Origin of the sequence: Candidatus Electronema sp. JC, from assembly GCF_048287365.2 — a bacterium.
Classification (GTDB): Bacteria; Desulfobacterota; Desulfobulbia; order Desulfobulbales; family Desulfobulbaceae; genus Electronema.
In genome coordinates this window covers 1-20,886 of sequence record NZ_JBLWEM020000064.1, presented here as the reverse complement: position 1 = coordinate 20,886, position 20,886 = coordinate 1, and the positions used below count along the sequence as shown (strand labels likewise).

General features: G+C 58.4%; 16 protein-coding genes and 2 pseudogenes. 16 read left to right on the top strand and 2 right to left on the bottom strand.

Translation table 11 applies throughout. From position 1 onward, the window contains the following. The first annotated feature begins 11 nt into the window (after window positions 1-11). Genes ACNKH3_RS11335 through ACNKH3_RS11320 form a run of 4 tightly spaced genes read left to right on the top strand, consistent with a single transcriptional unit; the run spans window position 12 to window position 6,043 of the window. Entirely contained in the window at window positions 12-1,832 is a 1,821-nt protein-coding gene (locus ACNKH3_RS11335; RefSeq protein WP_420209319.1) for a glycosyltransferase, read from the top strand. After that, window positions 1,829-3,172, top strand: a complete 1,344-nt coding sequence (locus ACNKH3_RS11330; protein ID WP_420209318.1) for a DUF3131 domain-containing protein — start codon at window positions 1,829-1,831, stop codon at window positions 3,170-3,172. The genes ACNKH3_RS11335 and ACNKH3_RS11330 overlap by 4 nt, the downstream gene beginning before the upstream one ends. A gap of 25 nt (window positions 3,173-3,197) precedes the next feature. Continuing rightward, window positions 3,198-4,625, top strand: a complete 1,428-nt coding sequence (locus ACNKH3_RS11325) for a DUF3131 domain-containing protein (protein WP_420209317.1) — start codon at window positions 3,198-3,200, stop codon at window positions 4,623-4,625. After that, the gene (locus tag ACNKH3_RS11320; protein WP_420209316.1) at window positions 4,622-6,043 is read left to right on the top strand and encodes a DUF3131 domain-containing protein; all 1,422 of its coding nucleotides are present in this window, start codon (window positions 4,622-4,624) and stop codon (window positions 6,041-6,043) included. The genes ACNKH3_RS11325 and ACNKH3_RS11320 overlap by 4 nt, the downstream gene beginning before the upstream one ends. 55 nt (window positions 6,044-6,098) lie before the next feature. Here the strand turns inward: ACNKH3_RS11320 and ACNKH3_RS11315 are convergent, their stop codons facing one another. Further along, a complete protein-coding gene (locus ACNKH3_RS11315; RefSeq protein WP_420209315.1) occupies window positions 6,099-6,428 on the bottom strand; it encodes an STAS domain-containing protein in 330 nt (109 codons plus the stop codon). Between the two features lie 365 nt (window positions 6,429-6,793). Between ACNKH3_RS11315 and ACNKH3_RS11310 the strand changes: the two genes are divergently transcribed. The 12 genes and pseudogenes from ACNKH3_RS11310 to ACNKH3_RS11255 all read left to right on the top strand — a co-directional run bounded on the left by ACNKH3_RS11310 (window position 6,794) and on the right by ACNKH3_RS11255 (window position 20,699). Next, window positions 6,794-7,258 carry a hypothetical protein gene (locus tag ACNKH3_RS11310; protein ID WP_420209314.1) on the top strand — a complete coding sequence of 155 codons (465 nt, stop codon included), beginning with the start codon at window positions 6,794-6,796 and terminating at the stop codon, window positions 7,256-7,258. 31 nt (window positions 7,259-7,289) lie between these two features. Further along, window positions 7,290-10,550, top strand: coding sequence for a UvrD-helicase domain-containing protein (locus tag ACNKH3_RS11305; RefSeq protein WP_417916065.1), 3,261 nt, complete (start codon window positions 7,290-7,292; stop codon window positions 10,548-10,550). A 195-nt stretch (window positions 10,551-10,745) separates the two neighbouring features. After that, window positions 10,746-11,771, top strand: a complete 1,026-nt coding sequence (locus tag ACNKH3_RS11300; RefSeq protein WP_417916671.1) for a rod shape-determining protein — start codon at window positions 10,746-10,748, stop codon at window positions 11,769-11,771. Between the two features lie 122 nt (window positions 11,772-11,893). Further along, the gene (mreC, locus tag ACNKH3_RS11295; RefSeq protein WP_417916672.1) at window positions 11,894-12,718 is read left to right on the top strand and encodes a rod shape-determining protein MreC; all 825 of its coding nucleotides are present in this window, start codon (window positions 11,894-11,896) and stop codon (window positions 12,716-12,718) included. Between the two features lie 9 nt (window positions 12,719-12,727). Further along, window positions 12,728-13,285, top strand: coding sequence for a hypothetical protein (locus tag ACNKH3_RS11290; RefSeq protein WP_417916673.1), 558 nt, complete (start codon window positions 12,728-12,730; stop codon window positions 13,283-13,285). Beyond that, the gene (mrdA, locus tag ACNKH3_RS11285) at window positions 13,282-15,240 is read left to right on the top strand and encodes a penicillin-binding protein 2 (protein WP_420209313.1); all 1,959 of its coding nucleotides are present in this window, start codon (window positions 13,282-13,284) and stop codon (window positions 15,238-15,240) included. Before ACNKH3_RS11290 ends, mrdA begins: the two co-directional genes overlap by 4 nt. Window positions 15,241-15,271: 31 nt before the next feature. After that, the gene (gene rodA / locus ACNKH3_RS11280; RefSeq protein ID WP_420209312.1) at window positions 15,272-16,384 is read left to right on the top strand and encodes a rod shape-determining protein RodA; all 1,113 of its coding nucleotides are present in this window, start codon (window positions 15,272-15,274) and stop codon (window positions 16,382-16,384) included. Window positions 16,385-16,437: 53 nt separating this feature from the next. Further along, window positions 16,438-18,909 carry a hypothetical protein gene (locus ACNKH3_RS11275; RefSeq protein WP_420209311.1) on the top strand — a complete coding sequence of 824 codons (2,472 nt, stop codon included), beginning with the start codon at window positions 16,438-16,440 and terminating at the stop codon, window positions 18,907-18,909. Window positions 18,910-19,045: 136 nt separating this feature from the next. Continuing rightward, window positions 19,046-19,369 (top strand): IS630 transposase-related protein, encoded by a 324-nt coding sequence (locus ACNKH3_RS11270; protein ID WP_420209310.1) that lies wholly within the window; start codon window positions 19,046-19,048, stop codon window positions 19,367-19,369. 46 nt (window positions 19,370-19,415) lie between these two features. Beyond that, window positions 19,416-19,775 (top strand): transposase, encoded by a 360-nt coding sequence (locus tag ACNKH3_RS11265; protein ID WP_420209309.1) that lies wholly within the window; start codon window positions 19,416-19,418, stop codon window positions 19,773-19,775. Between the two features lie 160 nt (window positions 19,776-19,935). After that, window positions 19,936-20,041 (top strand): annotated as a pseudogene (locus tag ACNKH3_RS11260) (fumarate hydratase C-terminal domain-containing protein); the annotation flags it as partial. A 94-nt stretch (window positions 20,042-20,135) separates the two neighbouring features. Further along, on the top strand, window positions 20,136-20,699 hold the full coding sequence (locus ACNKH3_RS11255; RefSeq protein ID WP_420209308.1) for a DUF2301 domain-containing membrane protein: 564 nt from the start codon (window positions 20,136-20,138) through the stop codon (window positions 20,697-20,699). 72 nt (window positions 20,700-20,771) lie between these two features. Here ACNKH3_RS11255 and ACNKH3_RS11250 read toward each other — a convergent pair. Then, window positions 20,772-20,886: pseudogene (locus ACNKH3_RS11250) on the bottom strand (IS5/IS1182 family transposase); the annotation flags it as partial.

Genomic DNA, 20,886 nt, shown 5'->3' with positions numbered 1-20,886 from the left:
CCTGCGCAGTCATGAGCGAGCCTGCTTTTTATTTTTCCAAATTCGAGGAGAGGCAGCCTCCGCCTCCATTGGAACAATCTCCAGTTATTGAATTTATCTGGCAAGTTTTAGCCAGCATGAATCTTGCTGTCGGGGTTTGGTATCTCAACTGGCGCTGGTGTTCCTCGCTGAATCAGGATGCCCTGTGGTTCGCACTGCCGTTGGCGGCGGCGGAAACCTGCGCTTATATCGGGCTTACGCTCTTCACTTTCAATTTATGGAAAGTCGCCGACACGCCAAGCCGCAAGCCGCCGCGCCAGATCCGGGACTGCGTCGCTGAACCAGCCAGCCATCCTGAACGTCCTGTCAGCGTGGACGTGTTTTTTCCCACAGTCAGCGAAAATCCCGAATTAGTGCGTCTGAGCATCCGCGACGCGAAGCAGCTCCGCTATCCGCATCCGCTTGATTTGAAGATTTATGTGCTGGACGATGGAGGTCGCGATGCGATGCAGAAAGTGGCGGAAGAAGAAGGTGTCAGCTACCTGACCCGCAAAGAGCGTATTGGCTTCAAGGCCGGCAATCTGGCCAATGCGATGGAGCAGACCAGCGGAGACTTCATTGTCATCTGCGATGCCGACACCAGACCTTTGCCTGCGTTGCTCGAACATACGCTGGGCTATTTCCGCGATCCCGCCGTCGCTTGGGTGCAGACTCCGCATTGGTATTACGACTTGCCCGAAGGCCGCCCGCTCCCCGATGTCTGGCGGCACTGGCTCGGCAGCCCCGGCATCTGGCTGGCGAATTGGCTTGAGCGACTGATCGGCCCGGTGCAAGTTGGCCAAGATCCTTTGGCCAATAATCCGCAGATGTTTTATGATGTGATCCTGCGCCGCCGCAACTGGGCCAATGCCTCCTTCTGCTGCGGAGCTGGCTCGGTGCACCGGCGCGAGGCGGTGATGGAGGCGGCGCTGAAGGGCTATGCGGAAACAGTCAGCACAAGTTTCCAGCGTCATCAGGTCTTCAACCAAAAGCTGATCCGCTTTTTACAAAAGCAGTCGATGCTTGATGAACAAAGCCTCCAAAAGTTTGTGAAGGCAAAAAAAATTAAGATCATGCCGTATAAGTTTCATGTGTCCGAGGATTTTTATACATCCATCCTTCTGCATGGCGACCCGGAACGGAATTGGAAATCGGTGCTGCATCCGGAAGTTGAAAGCAAGATGCTCTCTCCGCAGGACCTGGGCAGCTGGATGGTGCAGCGTTTCAAATATGCCGGCGGCACTTTGGATGTCCTGCTCCGTGATAAAGTCATGTGTCGGCCTGGGCTTTCGCCCGCGCAGCGGCTGATGTACGCCGCGACATTTTGGTCCTATCTGGGCGGCATTTGGAATGTTGTCTTTCTGCTTGCCCCGGTTGTCTATTTTTTCACCGGCATCTCGCCCGTCTCTGCGTACACCGCAGATTTTTTTAAACATATCCTGCCGTTTCTCCTGCTGACTGAGCTGGCTTTCATGACCGGCACGTGGGGATTGAGCGGCTTCAAAGGCAAAGCTTCTTATTTAGCCTTTTTCTCCGTCAATCTGAGGGCGTTGTGGACGGTGTTGCGTGGCAGGCAGATTAAATTTCCGGTCACGCCCAAGCAGAGACAGGAAGGTAATTTTTTTCCTTTGATTCTGCCGCAGTTCAGCATTGCTCTGCTCACACTGCTCGGCATCGCTTATGCTTGGACGGCGTATCTGAGCGGCAGCAGTCACACTCTTGGCGGCGTGCTGATCAACACCTTCTGGGGACTGCACAATGTCCTTATCCTCAGCGGACTGATCCAGGCCGCCTTCTGGAGGCCGCCCGCATGAGCGTCTCATTCCGGCAGGGGCTGGTCAACGCCCGCAGCCACATTGCGATGATCCTCGGCCTGCTGCTGGCCTTCGGCCTGATCGTCTTTCTCGAAGGCTGGGAGGGGTTGAAGCCGCCGGAAAACCTGCCGCGCCTACAGGAGCTTCAAGATATTCCAAGCCCAACCTGCACGCTGCTGAGTCAGACCGAGCGGGAATGGGCGGCGGCAGCTTGGCGGTATTTTGAAAACAACCTCCAGCCCAAGACCGGCTTGGTGAATTCGGCGGACGGCTTTCCCTCAACCACGCTCTGGGACACCGCCTCGTATCTGCTCGCCCTGATCAGCGCCCGCCGTTTGGAGCTGATCCCGCGTCATGTCTTTGATCAGCGGCTGTCGCAGGCGCTCCTCAGCTTGGACAGGCTGGATCTGTTTGAAGGATTGCTGCCGAACAAAGCTTACAGCAGCGAGACGCTGGCCATGAGCGGTTATGACAACACGCCCAGCCCAAAGGGCATCGGCTGGTCGGCAATTGACTTGGCCCGTCTGCTGGTGCCGCTGCATATCATTGTCTGGGATTATCCTGAACACAGCCCGGAGGCGCGGAAAATTCTCAGCCGCTGGAGCTGGACGGCCTTGGCGGACAAGGGACAGCTTGTGGGTGCCGCAGTCCGCAGCGGCAAAACCGTCTTGGTGCAGGAAGGCCGTCTCGGCTACGAGCAGTATGCCGCCCGCGCCGCCGCTTTGGCAGGTTTGGACATGAGCGTCGCTGGCGACCATTACGCCTTTTTAAGCCTGCGGCCTCAATATGGCGTTGACGTGCCGACAGACCAGCGCGACGCGTCCACCTTGGACGCGCACAACTATGTGCTCAGCGAGCCGTATATTCTCGACGGATTAGAGTTTGGCGGCGGCAGACTGTCAGGAGAATTTGCTTGGCGCGTGTATCTGGCGCAGGAGAAACGCTGGCAAAAAACAGGAATCCTGACTGCTGTCAGCGAAGACCATATAGATCAGGATCCGTATTTTGTTTACAACACCGTGTTCGTCAACGGCGAATTCTGGAAGGCGATCACAGATGACGGCAAAGATGCTGAAGCATTCAAGACACTGAGCACCAAAGCCGCGTTCGGCTGGCATGCCCTTTACCGAACAAAATATACGGCCAAACTTCTGGAAGCGGTCAAAAGCCTGTATGATCCGCAGCGCGGCTGGCAGGCGGGGGTTTATGAAAAAAACGGCCAGCCGAATCGCTCAATCAATGCGAACACCAATGCCGTGGTGCTGGAAAGCCTCGCCTTCATGCAAAACGGACCGCTGCTCCCGATCCGCAGATCCCCGCAGATGGCATCTCAACCCTGACGCATTACTTATTGGAGGTTTTTCCATGTCCAAAAACTGGTTGCTTTGGAGCAGCCTCGCCGCTGTTCTCACGCTTGTCTCCTGCGCCGAGGATCCGTTTGCCCCTGCTGCCCGCAAGCCGGAAAAGTTCAGTGTCGCAGAAGGCAGATCTTCCCTGTCCGGCATCAAAGAGCGCAGCCCTTCGCCGCTGACCGAAGAGGAGATTGAACTTGCTAAAATTGCATGGAAATATTTCGAAAACAACACGCAAGACTCCGGTCTCTGCAATGCTGTGCAGCAATATCCGTCAACCACTATGTGGGATACAGCTTCGTACATGGGCGGCATGACGGCGGCCTACGAGCTGGGCATAATTGACAAAAAGGAGTTCAATTTGCGGATGACCAAACTCCTCGGCGCACTCAATAAACTGGAATTTTTTCAAAACGAGCTGCCGAACAAGGTCTATCACGCCAAAGACATGATCAAGGTCAACTACGGCAACGAGGCAGGGGAGATCGGCTATTCCGCCCTTGATTTGGGCCGGATGCTGATTTGGCTGAAAATCATCAAAGAGCGGTATCCGATTCATGCCGCCGCCATTGACAATTTCGTGCTGCGCTGGAACTTCTCCAACATGGTCAATGAGAACGGCACACTGTATGGAGCCTCCACCTCATCGGGCGAGCTGCGCTACCTTCAGGAGGGACGACTCGGTTACGAGGAGTACGCAGCCAAAGGTTTTCAGCTTTGGGGTTTTGACACCGCGCGGGCCTCAAAAATGGAGCCGTACAGCGTCATACTGCTCCACGGAATCGAAGTGCCGTATGACTCCCGCGACCCCCGCGAGCTGACAGCTCATAATTACGTTGTGACCGAAAGCTACGTGCTGGACGCGATGGAACTGGGCTGGGACCGCGCCGATGACCGCAGCAGCCCGCACAATGTGCATACCGATGCCGAAATGGCTGACTTTGCCCGCCGCATTTTTGCCGTGCAAGCTGCCCGGCATCGCGAGACAGGGATACTGACCGCCCGCACCGAGCATCAGCTTGATCAGGATCCATATTTCGTCTATGACACCATCTACAGCGACGGCTACCCTTGGAACACCATCACTGACAGCGGGGAGCATGTGCCAAAATTTGCGGCAGTGGCACTGAAGGGAGCATTCGGCATATGGGCGGTCTGGGACATGCCCTATTCACAGACTTTGTTTGATTCAATAAGCCACTTGCATGACCAAGAAAAAGGCTTTTACGAAGGACTGTTTGAAAACGGCGCAGGTTTCATTGACACATTTACTGCTAACAATAATGGTATTGTCTTGGAAAGTTTTTTGTACAAAGCAAAAGGAAAACTCCTTCAGTTTGGACAAACCGCCGCCCCTTCGCTCTGGGATAAAACTATCGAGGAGTGCCCCAGCGTCAACCAGGAGCTGGGCCAGTGCTTGCGAAAAACAGGCGGAAAATGAACATACGCATCATTCTGTTGTCTGTCCTAGTTTTGCTTCTGGCCTGCCAAGGCTGTGGCCTTGCTGTGCGTGGCACAGAGAAAGCATTGACAGGACTGGTCAATTCTGAACTGTTCCGGCAGGGACGGCATGGCAAATTGAACGAGCAAGAGATCGAATGGGCGAAAACAGCTTGGCAATATTTTGTCAACAATCATCATGCGGATACTGGACTGACCAGCGGTCTTGAAGGATCCGACGTGGTCAGCGTCTGGAACATCGCCGATGCGATCGCCGCTGCCGTTGCGGCGCATCATTTTGGTTTTATTGACGAATATGAATTTGACCACCGCATCAGCCCGCTGCTCGGCTTTCTCAACAAAATGTCGTTGCACAAGGGCAAGCTGCCGAATCTGTTCTACCGCGCCGACAGCGGCACTATGACTGACCGGAACGGTGAGGAACGTTCGGTCGGCTGGTCGGCGGTTGACATAGGCAGACTGTTGATCTGGCTGCAAATCCTTCGAAGCCGTGCGCCGCAGTACGCCGAATATATTGACAAAGCGGTGCTGCGTTGGGAGTTTTGCGAAGTAATTGACGACTGTGGCGGCCTGCACGGTATGAACCGTAACAGCGGCACGGACCCTCCCTCCTCCTTTCCCAAGGAGCCGCTCGGCTATCAGGACTACGCGCTGATGGGCTATGCCTCGTGGGGCTTTCCCCGTCCAAAGCCTCTAACCGTGAAGCCGCCCGGCGTGCGGATTTACAATCTTGAACTTTCGCAAAGCAAGGAGGACTCCCGAACGACCGGCAGTTCCAATCCGTTAGTCACTATGCCTTACATGCTGCTGGGGCTGGAGTTCAACTGGGACCGTATTGATGATCAAGCCAGCTTGGACTCCTTCAGCAGCGACGCGGAGGCAGCGGAAATGGCGCGGCGGATTTATGCGGTACAGGAGCAGCGCTATAGGCTGGAGCGGATCTTCACCGCCCGCAATGAACGCCGCCAAGCAGAAAAGCCCAGCATCCTGTACGACAGCATTTTCGCCGACGGCTATGCTTGGAACACAGTGACCCCTGAAGGGGAGACGCAGCCTGAGACTGCACTGGTGTCCACAGCAGCGGCCTTCGGCATGTGGGCGTTATGGAAAACCAGCTATACCGAAGGTCTGATGCAGTTGATCAGCCCGCTGCACGACCCAGAACGCGGCTGGTTTGAAGGCCGCCGGGAAAAAGACGGCGCACACGACCGCACGCTTTCCTCTTCGACCAATGCGGCAGTGCTGGAAGCTCTGCTCTACAAGGCTGAAGGCAAGCTGTACCACGCCACGCAGCCGCGCAGCCATGCGGATATGATGCTGGAAGATGAGTTCCGCCGCCCGGCCTGCTCGCCGCCGGAGCGGCAGAACTGCTGGAAGAACAACAAAGAAGAAAAATAGAAACGCCCTGTGCCCGGAAAGGAGCAGGGCGGAAAAAGTGAAACGGCGGTCAGCTTCAATGCACGGTGCGGGCCGCGCTTTCAGCGTCTATGTGCATCTGGAACATGCTGTCAAGATGCGTTGTTCGAAGCAAGGTCTTGATGTTGTCTCCGGCCCCGCAGAGCAGCAGTGATGTGTTATCGTTTAAGCTTTGCATCAGGGCGACAACTGCTCCCAATCCGCTGCTGTCCATGAATTTGACGGCGTTGAGGTCCAAAATGAGCGCGTTGCGCTGTTCAGTCATTTGTTCATGAATCCTTTTTCGAAAGGACGGTGCGCTGGCGGCATCAAGCCGGTCTGCTTCGTAGCGAATTATTGCGCAGTTTTTTCTGTATTCTATGCTCATTATGGGTCTCCCTGTCATTGCAGCAACTTCACGCGTGAACAATTTGTCAGGAACGCGATGCTGTTAGGAATCATTCCTGCTTACAAGATAAAATACAAAAAAATGTACTTTCTGGCAAGGCAAGTTTTTTTGTTTTTTCACGCTGTTTTTTATAGAAAAACGTAAAAACAAGCAAATAGCTGTCAATCTTTATGCAATTGCTTAAGGGTACCTCGAAAAATACCGATTTTGCCGAAAGCGTCATTGAATAATTAGGCAGTTACAATGCGCCAACTGCCAAAGATACCAATTTTTTGAAGTTCCCGTAGGTCTATGGCGGCTGGACAACAAAACTGCATCTTCTTGACCCGTCCGATTAATGCGCCGTGATTTTCTCTTTTTCTCTCGGCCAGGCCGGAGACGCGCCGGAAGGCCGCAGGCTGCTGACGGAACTGGAGGCGGCCTCAGAACCATGCGCGATGATCATGGACAGGGCATATGAAGGCGATGCGACGAAAAAATTGGTCTCGAAACTGGGCTTCTCACCTGTCGCACCCCAGAAAAGCAGCCGAACAGAACTTTGGGAGCATGACAAAGAGCTGTATAAAAAACGCAATCCTGATCTTGACCCCATAAAGCATAAATGGGCGCAAGCAAAGGCCCTCAGAAAAAAACTCGACTGTTCGACAGTTGAAAACTGTGACCATAAATTAATATTTCCGTCTTCATATTCTTCATATTTGAATCCAGTAGAGAAATTATCGGCTTCCCTCATGGTTAAAATCATCGTGATACTAGATGACTTCAACGCCTTGTCTGATTTCGGCGAAGAAATTTTTCAAACTATCTGAAAGTTGCAACACTATACGCTTTAAAGACTACATGCCCTACATCGCTGACCTCCACGTCCACTCCCGCTATTCCCGCGCCACCAGTAAGGCCAGCAATCTGCATGGCTTGGCAGCGTGGGCGGCAGTCAAGGGCATTGATGTGGTCGCCACGGGCGATTTCACCCATCCGGCCTGGTTTGCGCAGCTTTGCGACGAGCTGGAGCCTGCTGAGCCGGGCTTCTTCAAGCTGAAGAACAACGAGATCAGCGGGCTGGCCGCTGTCCTGCCGCCCGGCGTGCAGCCGGACATATCGCGCATCCGTTTCGTCCTCAGCGCGGAGATCAGCTCGATCTACAAACGCGGCGGCCAAGTGCGCAAGGTGCACAACCTGCTCTACGCCCCGGACTTCGAGGCAGCGCGGCGGATCAGCGGCGTGCTGGCCGGGATAGGCAATCTGGAGGCGGACGGTCGCCCCATCCTCGGCCTTGACTCGCAGACTTTGCTCGCCATTCTGCTTGAGCACGCGCCGGAAGGTTTCCTTGTGCCCGCGCACATCTGGACACCGTGGTTCTCCCTCTTCGGCTCCAAGTCGGGCTTTGACACGCTGGAAGACTGCTTCGGCGATTTGAGCGGCGAAATCTTCGCCCTTGAAACCGGCCTGTCCTCAGACCCGGCCATGAACCGCCGTATTTCCGCCCTTGACCGTTTCGCCTTGATCTCCAATTCCGACTGCCATTCCCCGGCCAAATTAGGCCGCGAGGCGAACATCTTTGCGGCGGGCTTTGATTTTTTCTCCCTGCGCGATAGCCTGCGTCAGCCGAGCTGCGAGCGGCGGTTGGCCGCGACCATCGAATTCTACCCGGAAGAAGGCAAATACCACTGCGACGGCCACCGCAGCTGCGGCGTGTGTTTCGAGCCGGAGCAGACCCGCGAGGCCAAGGGGATTTGCCCACGCTGCGGCAAAGCCCTGACTGTCGGCGTGCTGCACCGGGTTTTGGAATTGGCCGACCGGGACGAGACTGTCTGGCCGGAGAACGCGCCCGCAGTCCGCAGCCTCATTCCTCTGCCGGAAATGCTCGGCGAGCTGTTCGGCTGCGGCTCGGCCAGCAAGCGGGTTGATGAGGCGTATGGCCGCCTGATCAACGCCTTCGGCTCGGAGTTCCGCCTCCTTTTAGAAGATACTCCGCTGGCGGAAATCGCGGTGGTTTCGCCGCTGCTCGCTAAGGCCGTGGAGCGGGTGCGGGAAGGCAAGGTCATCCGTCGGCCCGGCTATGACGGCGAATTCGGGGTGATCACGGTCTTTGCCGAAGATGAACGGGCTGAGCTGGGCGGTCAGCTCAATCTTTTCGGCCTGAGTGCGGCCAAACCCCGCCAGAAAAAAGAACGCGAGAAGGCCGTCTTCAGCAAAAAGGATAAAAAAGAAACCCCGCCGCCGCACCTGAGCAGGCCGCTCAACCCGGAGCAGCAGGCCGCCGTGGACAACGATGCCGCCCGGATTATTGTCCAAGCCGGGCCAGGCACCGGCAAGACGCACACGCTGGTGCGGCGGGCTGTCCGTCTGCTGGAGCAAGGCCAAGGGCCGCTGGTCATCATCACGTTTACGAACAAGGCGGCAGAGGAAATCCGTCAGCGGCTGGCCGCCAGCGTCGGCGAGCAGGCCGCGCTGGTCGAGACCTTCCACGGCTTCTGTCTGCACTGGCTGCGCCGCCGCAATCCGCAGCTTGCCTTGGCCGGGCCGGAGATGCGGGAGCGCATTGTCCGCCAGCAATATCCGCAAATTGCCGAGCGCGAGCAGAAGGACATCCGGCGGCAGGCCGCGCTCTTCCTCGCCAGCCAAGCGGAACTGCCGGAAAGCTACGTCGAAGCCGACCCGCTGCGGCCTTATTTTCGCTGCCTGCGCGAGCGTAACTTGATGGATTTGGACGAAATTGTCCCGGCCTGCGTCAGCCTGCTCCGTCGCGACCAAGACTTTGCCGCCGAAGTCCGGGCCAGCGTCGCCCACCTTTTGGTGGATGAATTTCAGGACTTGAACGCCGCCCAGTACGAGCTGGTGCGCCTTTTATCTGAAACTGCGGCGGTTTTCGCCATCGGCGACCCGGATCAAGCCATTTACGGCTTCCGAGGCGCGAATCCCGTCTGGTTCCGCAAGTTCGTAGCCGAGCAGCAGCCTAAGTTTCATGCCCTCACCCGCAATTACCGCAGCGGGGCGAGGATCCTTCAAGCAGCGGCGGCAGTGATCCGGCATAATCATGAGGATGAGGAGACACCCAGTCCGCAGGCGATGGCGGCCAAACCGGGCTTGATCTGTCGCCATGCTTCCGTCAATGCCGCTGCTGAAGCCGCCTTTATTGCCGGGCAGATTCAGCACTTAGTCGGCGGCACTTCGCACCGGGAGATTGACCGTCTGCAAGGAGGGGGCGAAAACACCCTGGCTCTGTCTGACATTGCCATCCTCTGCCGCACCTCCCGCCAAATGCCGCTCATCGCCCACGCCTTGGCGGAACGGACGCTGCCCTGTCAGGTGATTGATTTGCAGCCATTTTATCTGAGCGGTGCTGTCCGCCCCCTGTATTACGAGCTGCTTTTGGCTGCCGGGCAGATTGACGCAGCGGAACTGCTTTTTCTGCTTGGACAGGAAGAGGGCATCGGCGCGGTCTCGCTGGCCGCCGCTGAGCAGATTTTGTTAGAAAGCAGCGATGCGCCCCTTGCCGCATTGCGGGCTGCTGTCCTGCCGGAACGCCTGCAAGCAACTATTGGCAAACTCGCAGACCTCACGGCCCGACTGGCTGAATTATCACCTCTTGCCGCAGTTGATCTTCTGCTGGAGCAGCGCAGCCTGAACCGCGAGGAGCCGGATCTGCTCCGCTTCCGCAACATGGCCGCCGCTACGGTCTCGCTGCCTGCCTTTGCCGAACATCTGCGCAGGCACGAGGACAGCCTGATCTATGACGAGCGAGCCGAGGCCGTGCTGCTGACCACGCTCCACGCGGCCAAAGGATTGGAGTTCAAGGCGGTCTTCCTTGCTGGCTGCGAGGAGGGCCTGCTGCCGCTCGCGCCCCGTATCCCGCTGAACGATGACGCAGCAGCAGAGCAGCTCCGTGAAGAGCGGCGGCTTTTCTTTGTCGGCCTCACCCGCGCCGCTGAGACGCTTTATTTGACCAGCGCAATGGAGCGGCAGGGCTTCGCCGGAATTGAGCGGCCCGCGCCGTCCAGTTTTCTCAAGGAAATTCCAGCTGACATTTTCGACGCGCCGCCGCTTTCCCAGCTGCAAGCGAGGAAGAAGAACATAGGCAGGCAGCTGCGGCTTTTTTAAGCCGAGACCGGACAGTCTTCTGAAATAATGATTGTTTTGTCAGCATCTGCGTTCTGCCGTTTTGGCATTGCCAGTTTGCGGCGGTGCTGGTAAACTGAACGCTGAGGTGGATTCCGCCTTGCTCACGAACTGTTCAGCGGCTCCTGCGGAGCCTTTATTTGTTTGACAGAACGACTTCTTCCCAGGTGAAACCGGATGTTTTCCCCGTTGAATTTTCTTTTCGGCTGGATGTCCAGCGACCTTGCCATCGATCTCGGCACAGCAAACACGGTTCTGTATGTCAAAGGCAAGGGCATCGTTCTGCGGGAGCCTTCGGTCGTCGCGGTGCGCGGCGGCAGAGTGCTGGCGGTGGGCACCGAGGCCAAAGAAATGCTGGGCAAAACTCCGGGCAATATCGACGCGATCCGGCCCATGCGCGACGGCGTGATCGCCGACTTTGAGGTCTGCGAGGCCATGCTCCGCTACTTCATCAACAAGGTGCACAACCGCCGGACACTGGTCCATCCCCGGATCATCATCTCCGTGCCGTCCGGCATCACCCAAGTTGAGAAGCGGGCGGTGCGCGAATCCGCTGAATCAGCGGGCGCGCGCGAGGTCTTCCTGATTGAGGAGCCGATGGCCGCCGCCATCGGCGCGGACATGCCGATCACCGAGCCGACCGCCAACATGGTCATCGACATCGGCGGCGGCACCACCGAAGTGGCCGTGATCTCCTTGGCCGGCATAGTCTATGCCAAATCGGTGCGGGTGGCGGGCGACAAAATGGACGCGGCTATCCTCCAGTACATCAAGCGCAAGCACAATTTAGCCATTGGCGAGCGCACTTCGGAGCTGATCAAAATCTCCATCGGCAACGTTCTCCCTGCCGAGCCGTATGAGACGATGGAGATCAAAGGCCGCGACTTGGTCTCCGGCGTGCCGAAGACCATCACCATCCGCTCCGACGAAATTCAGTCCGCCATCGCCGAGCAGATCGAGGTCATTGTTGACGCGGTGCGGCTGGCTTTGGAGGCCACGCCGCCGGAGCTGTCCGCCGACATCGTCGATCAGGGCATCGTCCTCACCGGCGGCGGCGCGCTGCTGAAGAATCTCGACAAGCTGCTGGCCAACGAGACTGGAATGCCGATCATTGTCGCCGACGATCCGCTCTCCTCCGTGGTGCTGGGTTCCGGCAAGGCTTTGGACAACTTTGACATTCTCAAAGAAATCGCCATTGACTGACCGTCTGGCGGCGACCGCCGCCCTGCCGCACTCACCCACTCAGACTTGCTGCCTGTTCAGCGCGGATGCAGAGAAATAGCCAAAACAGGAGGCAGAAAGGCGGCTCCAGCAGTTTTCGGCCCGTGCTGCTGGGCGGAGCCGCGCTCACCTTGCTGCTGATTTTTCTCGTTTTCATCTTCGGCAGCCACGGTTTCGGCCCGCTGTACAAGCTGCTGCTGGACGCGGCAGGCCCGCTCCAGAAAGGAGCCTCGCAGCTCACGGCCCCCTTCCGCTCGGTGCGGGAAAAATACCTCGACCTGCTCACCGTGCGGGAGGAGAAGGAGCGTCTGCTTCAGGAGCTGCAGAAATGCCGGACCGCCGCCTATGCCAACCGGGGCGCGGTGGCCCTCAACGCCCGTCTGCGCAAGCTGCTGGAGTTCAAAGAGTCCTCCGGCCTGCCCACGGTGACGGCCCGGATCATCGGCAAGGATCCCTCGCACTGGTTCCGCAGCGTGATCATTGACCGGGGCCTCAGCGACGGCGTTGACAAAGGAATGCCGGTGGTCACCGGCGAAGGCATCGTCGGCCAGGTCTATGCCGCCTCGGCCAATTACGCCAAAGTGCTGCTGGCCATCTCGCCCTCCAGCGCCATTGACGTGCTGCTTCAGGACTCGCGGGTGCGGGGCATCCTCAAAGGCACCGGCAGCAGCACCTACCGCCTTGAGTATGTGCTGAAAACCGTGGAGGTCGCCAAAGGCGACCACGTGGTGACGGCAGGCTACGGCGGCATGTTCCCGCCCGGCCTGCCAGTGGGCATAGTCTCGGAAGTGACCCGCAACCGGCGGGGCATGTTTCTGGAGATCGAGGTGACCCCGGCGGTGGACTTCAGCACTTTGGAAAACCTGCTGGTGATCGAGCAGAAAAAAAAGGAGTTCCGGCCGCAGCCGGAGGCCGGGGCCTATCCCTGAGCCGGACGCATGATCATCACCTTCGCCTTCATTTTAGCCGGACTGCTGCTGGCGGCGGCGCAGACCACGCTGCTGATGCCCGGCCCGCTTTGGCCAGTCTCTCCAGATCTTTATTACGTGCTGACCGCCTACGCGGCCTGCCAGTTCAGCGTCTGCCGGGGTGTCCTCATCCTGCTGCCGGTGAGCTGCGTCATGGATGTTTATTCCGGCACTGTGGCCGGGCTGCATCCGGCCATCTGCGGCAGCGGCTGGCTGCTGCTGAAGTTCATGTCTGTGAAGATGCCGGTGCGCAAGCCGATTTATCAGCTGCCGCTGGTGGCGGTCAGCCATCTGGCAGTCTCCTGGCTGGCGGTGCAGCTGCTCGGCGTTGTCGAGCCGGAGGCAGGCGCGGTCTGGGCCTGGCCGCCGATGCTTTTCCGGGCAGGGCTGGTGCTGCTCTGCTCCTATCCGCTCTTCCGCTGCTTTGATTTTCTGACCATCCGTCTGAGCGGCAAATTATCCCTCTTCAAAGGCGCGTCCGCCCAGGCGGGCAATCAGTTCCGGCAGGAGCGGAGGCCGCAGGCATGAGCAGGAGCAACCGGCGGCGGAGCAGGACTGCGGAAGAGGCCGCCCGCAGCGACGGCAGCACGGTCATCACCCATATTAATCAAGGGGAGCTGGACTGCTACCGCCGCCGGGCCATGCACGCCTCGACAGTTCTGCTTTTTTTCTTTGCCGTGCTTGCCGCCCGGCTTTGGCATCTGCAAATTCAGCAAGGCGCGGAGTATGCCCGGCTGGCCCGCAACAACCGGGTGCGCTCGGTGGACATCGCCGCGCCGCGCGGCAACATCTTGGACCGCAAAGGCCGGGAGATCGTCACCAACAAGCCCTCCTTCAATCTGGTCTGGGTGCGTGAGAACAACCGCGTTGACGAGCAGTTAGTCAAGCGGGTCGCGTCGATTCTTGGGGTGGACACCTCGGAGCTGCTGGCCCGCATCCGCAAGATGGCGGGCACACCCGGCCACATCCCGATCCGGCTGGCGGAAAATCTGACTTGGGACAAGGTCGCCTATATTGAGAACAACCGCATGGACATGCCCGGCGTGAAAATCGAGGTGGTCTCGCAGCGGGTCTATCATTACGGCAATCTGGCCTCCCATATGATCGGCTATCTCGGCGAGATCAGCCGGGAGGATCTGAAGGCGGCGGAGCCGGACTTCTACCGCTCCGGCGACATGATCGGCAAGATGGGGCTGGAGCGGCTGCGGGAAAAGGATCTGCGCGGCGAAAAAGGGCGGGAGTACATGGAGGTCAACTCGCTCGGCTTTGAGCAGCGCTATCTCAAAGGCGTGGAGCCGCTGCCCGGCAACGACCTCCAGCTGACCATCGATGTCGATCTGCAGCAGATAGCGGAGCAGCTGATGATGGAGGCCAGCTATGCCGGAGCGGCGGTGGCTGTGGAGGTCAACACCGGACGAATTCTGATGATAGCCAGCTCGCCGGTGCTGGATCTGAGCAAATTCATCGGCGGCATCTCCACCAAGGACTGGCAGGACATGCTGAACAACTCCCGGCATCCCCTGATCAACAAAACTGTGCAGGGGCAGTATCCTCCGGCCTCGACCTATAAGATTGTGACTGCGCTGGCCGCGCTGGCCGAAGGAGTTGTCAAGCCTGACACCACGGTCTATTGTCCCGGCTCCTACCGCTTCGGCAACCGCAGCTACCGCTGCTGGAAATACAGGGGCGGCCACGGCACGGTGAATCTCAAGCGGGCGATGGCTGAATCCTGCGACGTGTATTTTTATCATGTCGGCAAGCAGCTTGGCGTGGACCGGCTTGCCAGCTACGCCCGCGATCTCGGCCTGGGGCTGAAAACCGGCGTGGAGATCGAGCATGAGAAGGCCGGGCTGATCCCCACGGCGGACTGGAAGATGCAGCGCTACGGCAAGCCTTGGCAGGACGGCGAAACGCTGTCCATCGCCATCGGCCAGGGCTTCAATCTGGTCACTCCGCTCCAGCTGACCATGATGACCGCTGCCGTGGCCAACGGCGGCAAGCTCTACAAGCCCGGCATCATTGAAATGGTCCGCGATCCTGACGGCCATGTCATTGAGCAGTTTCAGGTCAAGGAGCTGGGGCATTTCATCGGCCAGGAGCGCAATTTGCAGCTGATCAAAGACAGCTTGGTGGAGGTGGTTCATGGCAAACGGGGCACAGGCCGCAAAGCGCAGGTGCCGGGCATCACGGTGGCCGGCAAGACAGGCACCGCGCAAGTGGTGCGTCTCAAGCAGTACAAGCATCTGAAAGAAGAGGATATTCCCTACAAGTACCGGGATCACGCCTGGTTCACCGCCTTTGCCCCAGCAGAGAGGCCGGAAATCGCGGTGACTGTGCTGGTGGAGCACGGCCTGCACGGCGGATCCGCCGCCGCGCCCATAGTGCAGGCTGTGCTGCAGAAATATTTCACCGACCGCCTGCCTTCCCAAGGGGAAGCTGACGGCCAGGCCAAGCCCGACGCGGCGCCTGCCGCCGGGGACTGATCAATTTCTCATTTTTCTTCCGGTTCCGGCCATGTTCCGCTTTGACCGCCGTGCGCTGCACAATTTTGACTGGGTGCTGCTGCTCCTGCTGGTGATGCTCTCGGTCATGTCCCTGGCCAATCTGTTCAGCTCGACTTGGAACGGCGGCCCCTCGCCCTCGCCGCTTTTTTTCAAGCAGCTCTATTTTTTTCTCTTCGGATATGCTTTAATTCTCATAGTTCTCAGCGTCGACTACAGCGAGCTGGAAATGCTCGCCTACATTGGCTACGCCGTCGTCTGCCTCCTGCTGATCTACACCAAGCTCTTTGTCGAAAGCATCGCCGGATCCCAGCGCTGGATTGATCTTGGTTTTTTCAAACTTCAGCCTTCGGAGCCGACCAAGCTGATGCTGGTGGTGGTGCTGGCCAGCTGCTACGCCCGCTTCGAGGCGGACGAGGAAGGGTACCGGCTGCAAGATCTGCTCCGGCCTGCGGCGCTGACCGCCGTGCCTTTCGTGCTGATTCTGATTCAGCCTGACTTGGGCACCTCGCTGATGCTGGCCTTTGTTTTTGTCTCCATGACCCTGTTCGCCCGGCTGCGCTGGCCGACCTTGGCCACGCTCGGCGCGTCAGGTCTGACAGCGGTGATTCTGGGCTGGAAATACGGTCTCAAGCCCTACCAGCGCCGCCGGGTGGAGACCTTTCTCAACCCGGAAAGCGACCCCATGAATCATGGCTATCAGATCAAGCAGTCGAAAATCGCGGTGGGCAGCGGCGAACTTTTCGGCAAAGGCTTCATGGAAGGCACGCAGGGGCATCTCAATTTTCTGCCCGAACGGCACACCGACTTCGCCTTTGCCGTCTGGTGCGAAGAGCTGGGCTTTGCCGGTTCGATCTTTTTTCTGGGCTGTTTTTTCTTCATGCTGCTCTGGGGTCTCAACATCGCGCTGTCCGCCCGCGACAAATTCGGAGTTTTTCTCGCCTTCGGCATTGTCATGCTCATCTTCTGGCAGGCCGTGGTCAACCTGTTCATGATCATGGGCATGCTGCCGGTGGTCGGCATCCCGCTGCCCTTGTTCAGCTACGGCGGCTCCTCGCTGCTGACCAACCTGCTCGCCATCGGCATTTTGATGAGCATCCGCATGAGGCGCTTTCAGAAACGATAGAGGAACCCGGCAGCCCCCGCCCTGAACCTTCTGATTCTGTTCCTTGCCAAACTATGGTTGCACAACGCGCCCGCCGCCTGCTTCTGGCGGCTCTGACCGCCTTCGCCCTGCTGCCGCATCCTGCTCCGGCTGCGGCCCAAACCTCGCCGCCGCCGCCTGCCGCCGCCGACGCGGTGCTGCGCAACACCTTGGCCGCCTTCGCCCGGATTCCCAATCTGACTCCGCAGGAGCTGGAATACGGCAGGAGCGCGCTCAAGAATTTGGATTACAACGCCCAGCGGGCGGCGCGCCGCTTCAGCCTGCTGCCCGGAGCGAGCTTCGCCCAGAGCAGGCCGCTGCTGGCCGATCTCGCCCAGCACCGCCTTTCCTTTGAGCAGCTCCTCGCCTTTGAGGAGTGGAGCCAGCTGAACGGGGCGACCATGCAGCAGGCGGCGGAGGCTCTGCCTGCGCTGCGGGCGGTCAGCCGCGAGGGCCTGAAAACCTTCCGGGCCTGCATCAGCATGAACGGCATGAGTGCCGCGCTCGCCCTTCAGCTGCTCCCGCAGCTCAACGCCATCAGCGATGACAGCAGTCTGGCGGTGCGCCGTCTTTTCGCGGTCAGAGGCATGGAGGTCAGGCAAGGTCTGGACAGCGTCGGCGCGGTGCGGAACTTCAACAAGAAGCAGTCCTGGGCCTTTGCCGCCTTTGCCGGCATCCGGGATATGAACCCGGCAACCGCGCTGGCCAGCCTGCCGCTCTTCGGCTCGCTGCGGAACGAGGACGCATGGAACATGCAGTTTTTCCTCAAGGAGAAAAAGCCTGACCGCAACACGGCCTGGACTTGGCTCGCCCGCTATTTCGCCCAGCCCATGCCGGTGCAGGAGGCGCAGTATTACAACATGAGCGGGCTGAACCGCAGCGCCCTGCTCGACTCGCTCTACCGGGCGGGCGAGGAGCTGGTCTGGCGGATCAACAACCTGCACGCTGTGACCAACGACTACGGGGTGGAGTATTCGCAGGGGCAGCTGCGGGCGATGGGCGCGGGCCAGCTGCACGATCTGTTCAGCAAGCTCTCGGAGAAGACCCGCGCGCGCTACGGCGGGCAGTTCGCCGCCGCCCAGAAGGCCGGACAGGGCAGGATGATCAGCGTGCTGCGGCAGGCCACCACCGCCGACCGCAGCCAGGTGGCCGAAGACCTGACTTCGGCCAACATCTACGCTTTGCTCTCCTTGGGCAGCGAGCTGTACGACTCCTCGTTCCGGGACATTCTGGCGCCGATTCTCAAGAAGCGCATCAGCCGGACGCACCGGGACAACCTGCTGGTCTTCCTCCAAGCCACTGATCCCGGCAATCTGCTGGTGTCCAACTTCATTGTCAGTCTTGCCCAGAAAGGCAAGCTGACCGATTTTTTCCCCACAGACGCGGCGGAGCAGCAGCGCATCTTGGAGCTGGTTGCCGCCTCAGCTTTCAAAGACGAGGACTCTATCCTCCTCTTCTCTGCCACCTTCCGCTATCTGCTCACGGTGCTGGAGCCGTCGGCCCGGCATTTCCTGATTCAGAAGATGGTGGCGGCGGACAGCGGCAGAGGCAGCTTCAGCAAGCTCATCACCGTCATTCTGCAATACTATCTGCAAGAATATCAGGATCTCCTCAGCCCGCAGTCCACCGCGCTGATCCAGCAGCTCCTCGCCCGCAACGGCGCGGTGGATCTGCGCCGCTATTTAGTCACGCCCTTTGCGCAGTGGAAGGCTGACGGCCAGCTCGGCTCGCTGTCGATCTTCCATCCTGACGACGACGGCCGCAGCTCCTTTGTCTCCAACGCCCAGACCTTGAGCCGCAACGGCTACCGGCTGGCCCTGGCCGAGCAGTACACCTTCGCCTCCGGCGATGCCGAGCGGCGGCATTTCGAGGCGGTCATCGCCAAAGCCGCCAAGAGCGGCGGCTTCTCCGCCCTGTTCGAGGCCATGCGCCGGGAGCCGTTCACTGCCGCCTTTGTCAAGCAGGTCAATGGGATCACCATCCGCCATGCCGTCCATGTCTATGGCGATGAGGAGAGCCAGCAGCGGGTGATGCGCCGCTTCCTGCAAGGCGGCGACGAGATGTTCGCCCAGCGCGGCCACTCCTACTGGCGCTCGGAGCAGATCACCGACCCGATCAGGCAGCTGCTGGAAAGCCAGCAGATCTCCGAGCGGGACATGGCAGCCCGGCAGCGTTTCCTCAGCCTCGGCTCCTGCGGCGGAGTTAAGGTCTACACCAAGCTGACCCGGCTCTTCCTCGGCCATGTTGACTTGCTCGCCACCATTGGCACAGGCATGGCGGCGGTCAACGACCCCTACAACCTGCACTTCTTTGAAATCATCGCCGGAAATCCCTCCGGCATGAGCTGGGAGGATCTGGCGCGGAAAACGTCCTTCATTTTCTCAGCAGGACGCGGTCAAGACTACCTCCAGCCCGGCTGCCTGACCTCGATCCTGCATAAGATCCTCGACGAGGACATGAAGCGGCAGGGCATCACGCCGAAGCAGGACGCGGACGATCTCTGGTAGGCTTGCGAGCTGCTGGGGACAGAACCGCCTGCGGTCAGCACGGCTGCCGGGCAAGCAGTGCCTCAATATAGACCTCTTGCATAAGTCCTGTTGGGCTGATATAGCCAAAGCAGTATAAAATGACTGCACTGCGAGTATGGCAGACTCAATAGATTTTCGACGGAAGGTTTTGGAGATCAAAGACCGGGACGGTCTGAGCTTTGAAGAGACGGCTCTGCGTTTCGGAGTCAGCAAATCAAGCGTGAGCCGCTGGGCGAAGCGGCTTGAACCATGCCTGACAAGGAACAAACTCGCGACAAAGATTACTGTCGAGCGTCTTATTCGTGATGTGGATCAACATCCTGATGCTTACCAGTATGAGCGTGCGGAGCGGTTTGGATGCAGTCAGCGCGGCATCTGTGAAGCGTTGAAGCGGCTGAAGATCAGCAGGGGAAAAAACTTTTTTCCATCCGAAAGCTGATGAGGAGGAACGACGCATTTTCAGAAAGAAAATCAGCGTTTATGAATTGACGCGTATTTCTTTGATTTATATTGATGAAAGCGGATTTTCAGAAGAGATGCCAAGAATATTCGGTTATACGCCAGCAGGCGTGAGATGCTTTGGAAAGCATGACGTAATGTCAAAACGTCGGACTAATTTTCTTGGCGTATTAAGCGAAGACAAGATGCTGACCGCAGCTCTTTTTGACGGCGCCGTCAATACAGATGTTTTTGAAGCATGGCTGCTGCATGGTCTTCTGACTGTGCTTCCAAACGGAGCTGTTGTTGTCATGGTCAACGCCTCGTTCCATAAATCTGAGAGAATTCAGGAGGCAATTGAAACTGCTGGCTGCCTCCTTGAGGCATCTTCCGCCATATTCTCCTGATTTTAACCCTACAGAGCATAAATGGGCGCAAGCAAAGGCACTCAGAAGAAAACTCGGCTGTTCGACAGAGGAGATTTTTCAGCAGTCAATTTATTGTGCTACGGCTATAACAGGCCCTAATCACAACCGCCTGAGCATGTCAAGATAATTCCCCGCACATGTCAACTATCCAGAGCAGGGCATGGAGGCGGATTGAGGTGGAGAATTTCCCCGCCTTTGTGCTGGTGGACAACAAGGGCAATGACTTCTTCCGGCAGCTTGCCTGAGCAGGAAAGCTGTTGACGTTGGACAGGCTAATTGGTAGGATGACAGACTCCCCGCCCCAGACCTGTTTTCCATTCTCCTCAGTCCAAGCATATCATGGCAAGTCCTCATCATACCCCAGAAATGGAGCCGCTCGACCGCCTGACAGTGGTGCTCTACCGCAGCGGCCTCTCCCTTTTCGCCCTTGTCTCGGTCTTGAAGGCCGCCGAACTGCTTTCCGGTGCGCACATCCTCGGCGAATGGCACCTGCCGCTCATTGCCGCCGCTGCGGCGACGGCCAGTGCTAACATCCATCTCTATGATCCCAAGTTCCGCTGGTTCTTCCCGCTGATGAGCTGGCTCGGCTGCATTTTGCTCGGCTTCAGCCTGCCGGTGCAATCGCCTGCGGTCAAGGAGGTACTCGCGGTCTTCAGCCTCGCTTTCTTTTATGCGGGCGCAAGCATGTTCGCGGTCAAGGAGTATTTCTGCTTCAGAATCCCCGGCCTGCCGCTGATGCCGCTGCTGCTGGGCGCGGCGGTGCTGCTGCGCTGGGGAGGAATGGATGCGGCGGAAGGGGTCTTTCTTGCCGCAGCTGGACTGCTCTATGCCTGGCTGGCAATCGCCAAGTGGAAGATGCCGCTGCATTTCGACATCGGCGACAAGAGCATGTACAAAATATAAACGAAGTAGACGCGCAGCAGCACCCTGCTGCTGCGCTCGCTGATTTTCCTTAGACCTCTTGCATAAGTCCTTTCAGGCTGATCTTACTGCAAGATTGCAGCAGGCAGCGATAAGATTGAACCTGAGACTGAACCTTTTTCTTCTGTTGCGGTATTTCTCCCGGAGAATGCGGAATATTTTCAATTTT

What these genes read in the sequence shown, in the direction of transcription:
- ACNKH3_RS11255 (WP_420209308.1), top strand. Translation starts at nt 20,136, where the DNA reads ATGGCAAGTCCTCATCATACCCCAGAAATGGAGCCGCTCGACCGCCTG.
- ACNKH3_RS11275 (WP_420209311.1), top strand. Translation starts at nt 16,438, where the DNA reads ATGGTTGCACAACGCGCCCGCCGCCTGCTTCTGGCGGCTCTGACCGCC.
- ACNKH3_RS11290 (WP_417916673.1), top strand. Translation starts at nt 12,728, where the DNA reads ATGATCATCACCTTCGCCTTCATTTTAGCCGGACTGCTGCTGGCGGCG.
- ACNKH3_RS11335 (WP_420209319.1), top strand. Translation starts at nt 12, where the DNA reads ATGAGCGAGCCTGCTTTTTATTTTTCCAAATTCGAGGAGAGGCAGCCT.
- ACNKH3_RS11320 (WP_420209316.1), top strand. Translation starts at nt 4,622, where the DNA reads ATGAACATACGCATCATTCTGTTGTCTGTCCTAGTTTTGCTTCTGGCC.
- ACNKH3_RS11315 (WP_420209315.1), bottom strand. Translation starts at nt 6,428, where the DNA reads ATGAGCATAGAATACAGAAAAAACTGCGCAATAATTCGCTACGAAGCA.
- ACNKH3_RS11330 (WP_420209318.1), top strand. Translation starts at nt 1,829, where the DNA reads ATGAGCGTCTCATTCCGGCAGGGGCTGGTCAACGCCCGCAGCCACATT.
- ACNKH3_RS11270 (WP_420209310.1), top strand. Translation starts at nt 19,046, where the DNA reads ATGGCAGACTCAATAGATTTTCGACGGAAGGTTTTGGAGATCAAAGAC.
- ACNKH3_RS11300 (WP_417916671.1), top strand. Translation starts at nt 10,746, where the DNA reads ATGTTTTCCCCGTTGAATTTTCTTTTCGGCTGGATGTCCAGCGACCTT.
- ACNKH3_RS11305 (WP_417916065.1), top strand. Translation starts at nt 7,290, where the DNA reads ATGCCCTACATCGCTGACCTCCACGTCCACTCCCGCTATTCCCGCGCC.
- rodA (WP_420209312.1), top strand. Translation starts at nt 15,272, where the DNA reads ATGTTCCGCTTTGACCGCCGTGCGCTGCACAATTTTGACTGGGTGCTG.
- mrdA (WP_420209313.1), top strand. Translation starts at nt 13,282, where the DNA reads ATGAGCAGGAGCAACCGGCGGCGGAGCAGGACTGCGGAAGAGGCCGCC.
- ACNKH3_RS11325 (WP_420209317.1), top strand. Translation starts at nt 3,198, where the DNA reads ATGTCCAAAAACTGGTTGCTTTGGAGCAGCCTCGCCGCTGTTCTCACG.